9 protein-coding genes are annotated in these 11588 nt (G+C 63.9%); 6 read left to right on the top strand and 3 right to left on the bottom strand.

Annotated features, from left to right (window positions below):
- Positions 1-3: 3 nt before the first annotated feature.
- Complete coding sequence (locus NHH88_00480) at positions 4-1440, bottom strand: alginate export family protein (GenBank protein ID USX14309.1); 1437 nt, start codon at positions 1438-1440, stop codon at positions 4-6.
- Positions 1427-2278 carry a glyoxalase gene (locus tag NHH88_00485; GenBank protein USX17497.1) on the bottom strand — a complete coding sequence of 284 codons (852 nt, stop codon included), beginning with the start codon at positions 2276-2278 and terminating at the stop codon, positions 1427-1429. Before NHH88_00485 ends, NHH88_00480 begins: the two co-directional genes overlap by 14 nt.
- A 280-nt stretch (positions 2279-2558) precedes the next feature.
- Here NHH88_00485 and NHH88_00490 point away from each other — a divergent pair, with 280 nt between their 5' ends.
- The 5 genes from NHH88_00490 to NHH88_00510 all read left to right on the top strand — a co-directional run bounded on the left by NHH88_00490 (position 2559) and on the right by NHH88_00510 (position 7683).
- A complete protein-coding gene (locus NHH88_00490; GenBank protein ID USX14310.1) occupies positions 2559-3140 on the top strand; it encodes a TetR/AcrR family transcriptional regulator in 582 nt (193 codons plus the stop codon).
- A complete protein-coding gene (locus NHH88_00495; protein ID USX14311.1) occupies positions 3124-4539 on the top strand; it encodes a hypothetical protein in 1416 nt (471 codons plus the stop codon). Before NHH88_00490 ends, NHH88_00495 begins: the two co-directional genes overlap by 17 nt.
- 124 nt (positions 4540-4663) lie before the next feature.
- Positions 4664-6460 (top strand): YbhB/YbcL family Raf kinase inhibitor-like protein, encoded by a 1797-nt coding sequence (locus tag NHH88_00500; GenBank protein USX14312.1) that lies wholly within the window; start codon positions 4664-4666, stop codon positions 6458-6460.
- Positions 6461-6483: 23 nt separating this feature from the next.
- Positions 6484-6993 carry a DUF4142 domain-containing protein gene (locus NHH88_00505; GenBank protein ID USX14313.1) on the top strand — a complete coding sequence of 170 codons (510 nt, stop codon included), beginning with the start codon at positions 6484-6486 and terminating at the stop codon, positions 6991-6993.
- Between the two features lie 150 nt (positions 6994-7143).
- Entirely contained in the window at positions 7144-7683 is a 540-nt protein-coding gene (locus NHH88_00510; protein ID USX14314.1) for a hypothetical protein, read from the top strand.
- A gap of 161 nt (positions 7684-7844) precedes the next feature.
- Here NHH88_00510 and ssb read toward each other — a convergent pair whose 3' ends face one another.
- On the bottom strand, positions 7845-8345 hold the full coding sequence (gene ssb / locus NHH88_00515; protein USX14315.1) for a single-stranded DNA-binding protein: 501 nt from the start codon (positions 8343-8345) through the stop codon (positions 7845-7847).
- A 391-nt stretch (positions 8346-8736) separates the two neighbouring features.
- On the opposite strand from ssb, the gene uvrA reads away from it, so the two are divergent.
- The gene (gene uvrA / locus NHH88_00520; protein ID USX14316.1) at positions 8737-11583 is read left to right on the top strand and encodes an excinuclease ABC subunit UvrA; all 2847 of its coding nucleotides are present in this window, start codon (positions 8737-8739) and stop codon (positions 11581-11583) included.
- Positions 11584-11588: the final 5 nt, after the last annotated feature.

Consider the following 11588-nt stretch of genomic DNA (forward strand, 5'->3'; position numbering starts at 1 on the left):
CGTTCACCAGCCGAACTTGAGCTCCATGCCCAGGTAGTTGGCGCTGCCGCCTCCGGCCGCGCGCAGGCTGTCGCCGGCCTGGAAATGTACCGCTTCCAGCGACGCCGTCACGTTCGGGCTGACCACCCAGTCGGTGCGCAGCTGCGCGTAGGCGCCGGTCCAGCGGCCGCCCTGCCCCGCCGTGCGCGGCACGCCCGCCATGCTTTGCACGTACACCGCGTCGCCGGTGGTCTGGCGCCATTGCAGGCCGACGGCCGTCGTTACGCTGAGCGCCTTCACCGGCTTGACCGTGACCGATGGTTTCAGGTGAATCAGGTTGCTGTAGCCGGTAAGGCCGGCCAGCGAGAAGTAGTAGCCGTTGGCGAACAGCGGATTGAAGGTCCCCAGCTTGCCGTCGCCGGCGTGCTTGTCGCCGGAGGCCATGTCGAACTGCACGCCCACGCGCGGCGTCCAGGGCGACGTGGCGAAGGTGTAGCCGGCGATCGAACCGATCGCCCACGACGACACGCGCTTCGCGCCCACCTGGCCGTTTTGCAGCATCCCCTCCACGTCCCAGTCGGCGTTGCCGGTCTTACCGTTGTAGCGCACGTCGTAGACATCCCGGCGCTCGTCGCCTTGCGCGTCGAGGAAGCGGGCGCCATCACGCCGGTAGCGCGAATAGTAGCCGGACAGGTCACCCGGCCCCAGTCCCTGCCGCTCCAGGCGTATGCCGTTCAACGTGAGATGGCCGTTGGAGTAGTCGTCGAAGCTGTCGACGCTGCGGTTCTGCACCGGCTGCGTGACGTAGCCGATCAATCGCCACGGACCATGCTCCCAGTTGGCCCAGAGGCCATCGAACGCCTGTCGCATATTCGGGCCGTCGCGCACGGCGATGAAACGCTGCAGGTCGAAGGCCATTTCCTGCCGTCCCGCGCGCACCTTGATGGCGCCATCGGCGGTGGGCACCACCACGGCCACGAACAGCTGCTCGACATCGAGCTTGTTCTTGTCCGGCGGTGCGATCGACTGCTTTTGATAGGCGCGCGCGTCGACCAGTTGGCCGAACACCTGCACATAGCTGCCGAGCCTCAGGTCCGCGTGCACATTGGCGCGCTGAATCACGTAGCCGTCGGATGGCGCGCTGCCGGCGCCGAACAGCGGCGTAGCAATGTGCTCATACCGCTCACGCAGGCCGCCACCGAGCGACAGGTAGGACAGGCCATCCGCGCCGAGCGGAATGTATTTCAGGCCGTCGAACGGCTGGCGCGGCAGACATGGCTCGGCCAGCACACCCCAGTTTTCGTTCCAGCGGTTGAAGTTGAGCGACGGGCGTTTGACGGCGCATGCCACCGGCGCCGAGGCATCCGCCGCTGGCGCCAACGTCTGCGCGCCGACTGCGCCGCCGACGACCAGCGCCAGCACGCCGCCGCAGCGGCGCAACGCCAGACTAGGGCGCGGCATCGTGGATCTCGCTGATATAGCCACCGGGGAACTGCAGCATCGCGCTGACGTTACCCTTGCTGGTCTTGTACGGCGGCGATAAAACAGTCACGCCATTGGCGGCCGCCTTGGTCAGGGTGGCCGCCATGTCGTCGACTTGATAGCCGGTGGTCTCACGGCCGAATGGGAATGGCAGCTTGCCGTCGCTGACGAACACCGTCATCTTGCCGAACTTCGACGTCAAGTGCACGCGGCGAATCCGCTCGCCGGCGCGGCCGATCTCGCCGCCGTCGACCTGCTCGTCGCTGGCGACTTTGGCGTGCGCGAACTGCTTGAACTGGCCGATGAATTTGTCGGCCGACACGCGCGAGATGTACACGCGGTTGTCCGGTACCGAATGCAGCGGCGCGTACGACGGCGCCTTGGTGTGCCAGTACAACTGCATATTGACGCCGCCGGCCCATTGAATCAGCACATCCTTGCCGATCGGGTCGTCGAACGGTTCGACGGTGACGTCGGCGCCCGCCTCCACGGCCGCCTTGGTGGCGTCGTTGATGTCGGTGACCAGGTAGCCGGTGCGCTCGGTGCCGAAGCCGTACGGGATCGGCGTCTGGAAGGCGAACACCGACAGCATGCCCACAGGCGTTTGCACGTACTGCGACGCGGTCTTGCTCGGCGTCGGCGTGACGGTGAACACCGCGCGCGGCGAGGCCTTGCCGCCGAAGGTGTTGACGAAGCTGGTGACGAAGGCGTCGATGTCGGCGTTTTGCACGTACACGTGGGTGGTGTCGTACTGCGGCGCGACGGCGACGTCCGGCGCGGCCATGGCCAGCGCCGGCAGCGCCAACGAGAGGGCCATGGCGTACGAAGCAATGCGGGTGCGGATGGAATGCGTTGTCATGTGAGGCTCCGAAAAATAGCGACGGACCGGGGCGGTCCGACCACGGGAAAGCGGCGCTGTCGGCATCGACCGGGCCGGGATTCAGGTATCGGCAGTGGCGCGCTGGCGCGACTACTGCAGATTCACTATACGCAAGGGGCATGCGAATTTGACCTCCCATCGGATCGGGTAGGTCCTATGCATTTCGTGTCGGCATGCACCGATTGACAGCGGCCCAACACATGTATACGCTGTATACATGGCTGAGCAAAACACATCAAACAAGATCCTGGCCGCCGCCCGCGAGCTGCTGGAACGGGACGGCGCCGACGAGGTCAGCATGCGCCGCGTCGCCGACGCTGTCGGCATCACGCCCATGGCGATCTATCGCCACTTCGCCAATCGCGAGGCGCTGTTGAAGGCCGTCGCCGACGCGGCCTTTCTGGAGGTGGCACAGGAATGGTCCACACGCGCCCGGCACCCGGATCTGATGCACGCGTTGCGGCACTCCATGGAAAACTACCTCGACTATGCGCTGCGGCACCCGCATATGTTCGACTACAACTTCTCGGTGGCGCGCGACGACGCGCGCCGCTTCCCGGAAGACTTCCGCGCCCGCTGTTCGCCCACGCTCAATGTGGTGGCGGACATGCTGACCGACGCGATGCGGCAGGGACTGCTGCGCGAAAACGATCCGTGGGACATCGCCATGACCTTGTGGGCGCAGGCGCACGGCCTGATCGCCCTGTACCGCGCAGGCCGCTTCAGCTACGACGAGGAACGGTTCCGCGCCTTCTATCTGCAATCCATAGGAGTAGTGTTTGATGGCATCGTCCGCTAACCGCTCTGTCGTGTGGGCGGGCGCCGCCGCGACCATCCTGTCCGGCGCCGCCTGGTGGTTTGGCACGGGGCTGCATCCGCAAGCGTGGCTGACCTGGCTTGCGCCATTGCCGCTGTTGCTGCTCGCGCCGCGCATGCGCTGGCAGGAGGCGGCGCTGGCCGCACTATGCGCGGGCGCTTGCGCCGGTCTCAACCTGTGGCACTACCTGATCAATGTCATCGGACTGCCCCTGCCGGTGGGCGTGATCGCCGCCCTCGGGCCGGCCGTGACGTTGGCGCTGGCCTTGCTGCTGTTTCGCCGGCTGTGGCTGTTGCGACGGTACGTGGCTGCGGCGGTGGCGTTTCCTTCGCTGTGGGTGGCGGTGGACTACGTGTCGTTTCGTGGTTCGCCGCACGGCACCTTCGGCAGCCTGGCGTATAGCCAGTTGGACGTGCTGCCGTTCGTGCAGGTGGCCAGCTTGGCCGGTATTTGGGGCGTTTCCTTTTTCCTGCTGCTTGGACCTGCGGCGCTCGCCATCGGACTGATGCCGGGGCCGGACCAGCGCCAGCGGCTGCTGGTAACAGGCGCGGCGTTCCTGCTGCTGGCGGCGGTGTTCGCATTCGGCTTCGCCCGCCTGCAGGCGCCGGCGACCGGCAGCATGCGCATCGGACTCGTCTCGATGCCGGGAAAACTGCGTCCGGCCGTCGATTCGGCTGAGGGGCAAGCCATGCTCGGGCGCTATCTGGCCGCCATCGATACCCTGGCGGCGCAGGGCGCGCAAGTGGTGGTGCTGCCGGAAACCGTGCTCGCCACGGACAAGGCGACGATTCCGGAATTTGCGGCCAGCGCGGCGCGCAACAAGCTGACGATCAACGCCGGCGTCGCCCTCAAGGATACCGCCCGGGGGCAGCGCAATAGCGCGCTGGCCTTCGTACCCGGTGCGGCGGGGCCGGTCGGCTACGCCAAGCACCATCTCATTCCAGGGTTTGAGGACCAATACCAGCCGGGCACGGACTACGCCATGCTCCCTGGTACGCGTACCGGGCTGGCGGTGTGCAAGGACATGGACTTCCACGACACCGCCCGCGCCTACTCGGACCGGGGCGCCAACTTGTTGCTGGTGCCGGCGTGGGACTTCGCGGCGGACGGACGCATGCACAGCCGCATGGCCGTCATGCGCGGCATCGAGAATGGATTCGCCATCGCGCGCGCCGCTCTGCGCGGCAACCTGACCTTGTCGGACGACCGTGGCCGTATCGTCGCCGAAACCTCGGATGAGCTTGGCGATGCGACCTTGATTGGCGAGGTAGCGTTGCATGATTCCCACACCTTGTACGCGCGCTGGGGCGACTGGTTCGCCTGGCTCTCCCTTGCCACGCTAGTCGCGGCGCTGGCCGTGTCACGCGGCAAGACCGCCTGATTCCACAAGGCATTCCTCCACACATTGCCAACACAAGGCACCCGCGCACACGGTGATATAGCGTACAGAACAGCTCGCCGCGACGTTGCAAACTCGACCTCAAACTCACCACAAGAGGCGAAACATGCGACACAAGTTTGCCGGCGCGGCACCTGCCATCGTCGGCGGCCTGCTAATGGCCTACTCCGGCTTTTCCCATGCTCAACAAGGCGACGGCACGCGCGTTGCGATCGCCGCCGCCATCGTCAAACCCGACAAGGTCGAGGCGACGCCCGAGCGCATCGCCGCCATCAAGGCGCCGGCGGGCTTTACGGTGACGGCCTTCGCCACCGGGCTGAAAAATATCCGCATCGTCGCCGTTGCCCCCGACGGCACCATCTACGTCAGCCGGCGCGACCAGGGCGACGTATTAATGCTCAAGGACGCCAACGGCGACGGAAAAGCCGACGGCCCGCCGGTCACCGTGGCCAACCGCGCCGGCGCGCACGGTCTGGCGATCCGCGACGGCAAGCTCTACCTGGCCACCGTGAAGGAGGTCTTCGTCGCCGACATCCTCGCCGACGGCAAGCTTTCTCCGTTGAAGTTGATCATCGGCGATCTGCCGGACTCGGGCCAGCATCCCAACCGCACGCTGGCCTTCGGGCCGGACGGCATGTTGTATATCAGCGCGGGCTCGACCTGTAACGTCTGCAACGAGAGCAATCCGGAAAACGCCACCCTGCTGCGCGCCAGCCCGGACGGCAAGCAGCGCACCATCTTCGCTTCGGGGCTACGCAACACCATCGGCTTCGACTGGCACCCGCGCACCGGCGAACTGTGGGGTCCCGACCACGGCATCGACTTCCTCGGCGACGACGACCAGCCCGAAGAGCTGAACAAGCTGGAACTGGGCAAACAGTACGGCTGGCCGCACGTCTATGCCGACGGCAAGATCTACCCGCAAAGCACGCCTGTTGGCGATATCACCAAGCCAGAGTGGAAGGCGCGCAGCGAGCCGATGGTGCTCGGCTACACCGCCCATGCGGCGCCGATGCAAATGCTGTTCTATCGCGGCAGCAATTTCCCGTCCGAGTACCAGGGGGACGCCTTCGTCACCATGCGCGGCTCATGGAACCGCAGCGCCCCTTCCGGCTACGAAGTGGTCCGGATCAGGTTTGCCGACAGTCAGCCCAAGTCGATCGAACCGTTTGTGACCGGCTTCCTGACGGACGGCGGAAAGACCCACATCGCGCGTCCGGTCGGCTTGGCTATGGCCAAGGATGGTTCCTTGCTGATGGCCGACGACGCCAACGGTGTGCTCTATCGCATTGCCTACTCGGGCCAGGATAAGGGATCGGCCCCGCTTCCGCCGCCGCCGGCCGGTCCGATGCAACAGCAGGCGCAGAAGGGGAACAATGTACCCCTCGCGCTGACACGCGCGCCATCCAAGGGCGACGCGAAACTTTCGGTGCGCAGCCCCGCATTCGCCGGCGGCGCGCCGATGGCCGCCAAGTACAGCGAATACGCCGACGGCGTGTCGCCGCCGCTGACGTGGGCCGCCGTCGAGGGCGCCAAGTCCTACGTCGTCATCGCCGAAGACCCCGACGCGCCGCAAAAACCGTTCGTGCATTGGCTGGCATGGAATATTCCGGCGTCGGTCACCACCCTGCCGGAAGGGTTGCAGGAGCAGCCCCGCCTGACCGCGCCGGAAGGCGTGCTCCAGGGCAGGAACACGCGCGGTTCGCTCGGCTACTACGGGCCCCGTCCGCCGGTCGGCGATCCGGCGCACCACTATCACTTCCAGATATTCGCGCTCGATACGACGCTGACGCTGCCGTTCGGCGCGGATCGCGACCAACTGCTGCAAGCGATCCAGGGCCACGTTCTGGCCAAGGGCGAAGTGGTAGGCCGCTATGCACAGTCGCAACAACCACCGAAGTAACCCCCCCACTGACAGGAGACACCATGAAAACTACGCAATTTCTGACCGCATTGACCCTGGGCATCGCCTTCGCCCATTCCGCCTCCGCCCAGACGGTATCGAAAGCCGACACCGACCGCTTGAACGCCATCGCGCAAGCCAATATCGCCGAAATCGAAACGGGCAAGATCGCGCTGGAAAAGTCCACCAATGCCGACGTCAAGCAATTCGCGCAGGCAATGATCGACGACCACACCAAAGGCCTCGAGGAAACCAAGAAGGTGGCCGCCGCTAAGAAGCTGACCTTGCCGACGGAGCCCGATGCCGAGCATAAAAAGATGGCCGAAAAACTCAAAACCCTGTCCGGCGCCGCCTTCGACAAGGAATACGTGACCAAGGCCGGCGTTGCCGACCATGCGAAGGTGCACGCCGCGCTGAAACAGGACATCGCCAAGGCCCAGGACGCGGACGTGAAGGCTCTGGCGACGAAGCTTGAGCCGACCGTTGCGCATCATGGCGAGATGGCCAAAAAGCTCAACGCCGCGATCAAATAAGCGCGCGCTTTGAGCCATCCTGCGGCGCAGCGGCGGGTGTCGCCGATCTGGAGTACGGGACAGGGATGCAGGCGGGTTAGAATAAAAGCAATGTAACTGTCGCCGATATTCAAATCAGCCACGGCATCCTGAAAGGTACACTCCCGATCCATGAACGATATCGCTCCCCGCAGGACGCTGCACATCGCAAAAAAGCTGATGTCGCTACTCGGTAAGTTCCAGATCACCGATGACGACGACAACATCCTCTATGAGTGCAGCGCGCAATGGGGATGGCTCAGGCGTCCGTGGCGCCTCACGCGGAACGGCGTCGAAGTGGCCGTCGTCACGCAAAAGCTGTGGTCGTTGGTGCCGAAGTGGACGGTCGAAACTGGCGAGGAGAGCTTCCGACTGCGGGGCAAGTTCTGGAGCTGGCGGCGTCATATCACCGTTCAAGGCGGCCGGTTCGACGGGGCGGAGCTAAAAGGCGGTCTGTTCGATATGAATTTCGAACTTTCCTGGCGCGGGCAGGCACTGGCCAGGGCCGAGGCCAAGATACTCACGCTGAGGACAAGGCACAGCATCGAACTGTTGGATGGCTCGCCCCACGCGGAGCTTCTTACCGCTATCCTGATGACCACGCTGATGATGCAGAAAGGCGAGGAAAACCACATGAGCGGCGCGGGGCCGGATCACAATCCCTCGATCTAGCGGCAGGGCGGTTACCATGGCATGATGGCATCCCTCCTTTATAGACAATTATAGAGGAACTATAGACCGATTATTTCTGTTTTCACTTGTGATACGCGCGTAAAAACGCCCCGCAAATCAAAGACTTGCAGGGCGTCGGTGCTTATTGCCAAGGTCGGGCTTTAGAACGGAATGTCGTCATCCATATCCGAGAAGTTCGGCGCCGGCTTCGGTGCCGGACGTGGCGCCGGAGGGGCCATTTGCGGACGCGGAGCCGGAGCCTGACGCTGCGGCGGAGCCGATTCGTAGCCGCCGCCATCATCCATGCCGCCGCCATCGCCCATGCCTTGACGGCCTCCCAGCATTTGCATCTGCTCGGCGATGATGTCGGTCGCGTATTTCTCTACGCCGTCCTTGTCGGTATATTTGCGGGTCTGCAGGCGGCCTTCAACGTAGACCGACGAACCCTTCTTCAGATACTGGCCGACGATTTCCGCCAGGCGGCCGAAGAACGAGATGCGGTGCCACTCGGTTTGCTCTTTCTGCTCGCCGGTGTTGCGGTCCTTCGATTTGTACGATGTCGCCACGGCAATGTTGGCGATCGCGTCACCGCTAGGCATGTAGCGAATTTCCGGATCGCGACCCAGATTGCCGACGATGATGACTTTGTTGACTGATGCCATTTATAAAACTCCTGAGTAACGACGGCCGCGCTTTGCGGGCTGTTTAGGGAATGCTAAACGCGGATTATAGCATCGCGCGGTGGGCAAAATCCGGCGTCCGTGGCGGCTCGTGGCCGAGTACGGCGTGCCGCCTCTTAAGTCCTCCGGAAGGAGGACGCTCCTTCGATGTGCCCCCGGGCGGTTAGCGGGCATCGCCCGCTAATCCGCCCTACGTGGTTCAACGAACCCTCGCACGATGCGGTCGGTGAATTCTGACTGCACGTTGAAACAGCGCAAGAAAATACTGGTATTATATACAGTGTCAAGGCCGGCACGTTCGATGCACATCAAGCCCGGCGCATGTATATCCAAACCCGGCTATAGTTACGGGTTGACTCTAAAGGCCAAATCAATGGAACAGATCCGCATCCGCGGCGCACGCACGCACAACCTCAAAAACATCAATCTCGACCTCCCGCGCAACAAGTTGATCGTGATCACCGGCCTGTCCGGCTCCGGCAAGTCGTCGCTCGCCTTCGATACGCTGTACGCCGAGGGCCAGCGCCGCTATGTGGAGTCGCTGTCGGCCTACGCCCGCCAGTTCCTGCAGCTGATGGAGAAGCCGGACGTCGATCTGATCGAAGGCCTGTCGCCGGCCATTTCGATCGAGCAGAAAGCGACGTCGCACAATCCTCGTTCGACGGTCGGCACCGTGACCGAGATCCACGATTATCTGCGCCTGCTGTATGCGCGCGTCGGCACGCCTTATTGCATCAACCATCCGGACCAGGCGCTGGCCGCGCAGACGGTGTCGCAGATGGTCGACGCGGTGCTGGCCATGCCCGACGATACCAAGTTGATGATCCTGGCGCCGGTGGTGGCCAACCGCAAGGGCGAGCATTCCGACCTGTTCGAGCAAATGCAGGCGCAGGGCTTCGTGCGCTTCCGCGTGCAGAGCGGCACCGCCGCCGCGAAGATCTATGAAGTCGACGACCTGCCCAAGCTGAAAAAGACCGAGAAGCACACCATCGACGTGGTGATCGACCGAGTGAAGGTGACCGCCGACATCAAGCAGCGCCTGGCCGAGAGCTTCGAGACCGCGTTGCGCCTGGCCGACGGCCGCGCCGTCGCGCTGGAAATGGACAACGGCACGGAGCACGTCTACTCCAACAAGTTCGCCTGCAACACCTGCGGCTATTCGCTGCAGGAGCTGGAGCCGCGCCTGTTTTCGTTCAATAACCCGATGGGTGCGTGCCCGGAATGCGACGGCCTCGGTCACATCGAGTTCTTCGATCCGAAGCGCATCGTCGCCTTCCCCAACCTGTCGCTGGCTTCCGGCGCGGTCAAGGGGTGGGACCGCCGCAACCAGTTCTACTTCCAGATGCTGTCCAATCTGGCGGCGTACTACGAGTTCGATCTGGACCTGCCGTACGAACAGCTGCCGAAGACCGCGCAGGAAGTGATCCTGCACGGCTCGGGCAAGACGCATATCCCGTTCACGTATGTGAATGAGCGCGGCCGCACCGTCGTCAAGGAGCACGCGTTCGAAGGCGTGGTGACCAATCTGGCGCGCCGCTACCGCGAGACCGATTCGATGGCCGTCAAGGAGGAACTGGCGAAGTTCATCAACGAGAAGAAGTGCCCGGCGTGCGAGGGCGCGCGTTTGCGCATCGAGGCGCGCTACGTGAAAGTCGGCACCGGCAAGCAGGAAAAAGCCATCTACGAGATTGCCGAGAAGCCGCTGCGCGAGACGCTGTCGTTCTTCGAGCAGCTGAAGCTCAAGGGCGCGAAGAAGGAGATCGCCGACCGCGTGGTCAAGGAGATCATCTCGCGCCTGAAGTTCCTCAACAACGTCGGCCTGGATTACCTGTCGCTGGACCGCAGCGCCGATACGCTGTCTGGCGGCGAGGCGCAGCGTATCCGCCTGGCGTCGCAGATCGGCTCCGGCCTGACGGGCGTGATGTACGTGCTCGATGAGCCGTCGATCGGCCTGCACCAGCGCGACAACGACCGCCTGATCGAGACGCTCAAGCACCTGCGCGACATCGGCAACAGCGTGCTGGTGGTGGAGCACGACGAGGACGCGATCCGCACCGCCGACTTCATCGTCGACATGGGCAAGGGCGCCGGCGTGCATGGCGGCGACATCATCGCCCAGGGCACGCTGAAGGACATCCTGAAGAACAAGCAGTCGCTGACGGCGCAGTATTTGAACGGCACGCTGAAGATCGCTGTGCCGAAGAAGCGCCACGTCGCCGATCCGGACAAGCAGCTGGTCATCACCGGCGCCACCGGGAACAATCTGAAGAAGGTCAACCTGCACCTGCCGGTCGGCCTGATGACGTGCGTGACCGGCGTTTCCGGTTCCGGCAAATCGTCGCTGATCAACGATACGCTGTATCCGGCGCTGTCGCGCCACTTGTATGGTTCGCAAACCGAGCCGTCGCCGCACGACAGCATCAGCGGCCTGGAACACTTCGACAAGGTCATCGCCGTCGACCAGGCGCCGATCGGCCGCACGCCGCGTTCGAACCCGGCGACGTACACCGGTTTGTTCACGCCGATCCGCGATCTGTTCTCGACGGTGCCGGTGGCCAAGGAACGCGGTTACAGCGCCGGCCGATTCTCGTTCAACGTCAAGGGCGGCCGCTGCGAAGCGTGCCAAGGCGATGGCGTGATCAAGGTGGAGATGCACTTCCTGCCGGACGTCTACGTGCCGTGCGACGTTTGCCACGGCAAGCGCTATAACCGCGAAACGCTGGAAGTCCAGTACAAGGGCAAGAACATCACCGAGATCCTCGACATGACGGTGGAGGACGCGCACGAGTTCTTCAAGCCGGTGCCGCTGATCGCGCGCAAGCTGCATACGCTGCTGGACGTGGGCTTGGGCTACATTAAGCTCGGTCAGAGCGCGACCACCTTGTCGGGCGGCGAGGCGCAGCGCGTCAAGCTGTCGCTGGAGCTGTCCAAGCGCGACACCGGCCGCACCTTGTACATCCTGGACGAGCCCACCACCGGCCTGCACTTCCACGATATCGATCTGCTGATGAAGGTGATCCATCGTCTGCGCGACCAGGGCAACACCCTGGTCATCATCGAGCACAATCTGGATGTGATCAAGACGGCCGACTGGGTGGTCGATCTGGGACCGGAGGGTGGCGCGGGCGGCGGCAAGATCATCGCCGCCGGCACGCCGGAGGATGTGGCCAAGAACCCGGCCAGCGTCACCGGCAAGTATCTGGTGCCGCTGCTGAAGTAATCAGT

The organism is Oxalobacteraceae bacterium OTU3CAMAD1 (assembly GCA_024123915.1).
GTDB lineage: Bacteria > Pseudomonadota > Gammaproteobacteria > Burkholderiales > Burkholderiaceae_D > Rugamonas.

Bases quoted from the DNA above. Each gene is read 5' to 3' on its own strand.
- NHH88_00485 (USX17497.1), bottom strand. From the start codon at position 2,278: ATGGCCCTCTCGTTGGCGCTGCCGGCGCTGGCCATGGCCGCGCCGGAC.
- ssb (USX14315.1), bottom strand. From the start codon at position 8,345: ATGGCATCAGTCAACAAAGTCATCATCGTCGGCAATCTGGGTCGCGAT.
- NHH88_00480 (USX14309.1), bottom strand. From the start codon at position 1,440: ATGCCGCGCCCTAGTCTGGCGTTGCGCCGCTGCGGCGGCGTGCTGGCG.
- NHH88_00495 (USX14311.1), top strand. From the start codon at position 3,124: ATGGCATCGTCCGCTAACCGCTCTGTCGTGTGGGCGGGCGCCGCCGCG.
- NHH88_00490 (USX14310.1), top strand. From the start codon at position 2,559: ATGGCTGAGCAAAACACATCAAACAAGATCCTGGCCGCCGCCCGCGAG.
- NHH88_00500 (USX14312.1), top strand. From the start codon at position 4,664: ATGCGACACAAGTTTGCCGGCGCGGCACCTGCCATCGTCGGCGGCCTG.
- NHH88_00505 (USX14313.1), top strand. From the start codon at position 6,484: ATGAAAACTACGCAATTTCTGACCGCATTGACCCTGGGCATCGCCTTC.
- NHH88_00510 (USX14314.1), top strand. From the start codon at position 7,144: ATGAACGATATCGCTCCCCGCAGGACGCTGCACATCGCAAAAAAGCTG.
- uvrA (USX14316.1), top strand. From the start codon at position 8,737: ATGGAACAGATCCGCATCCGCGGCGCACGCACGCACAACCTCAAAAAC.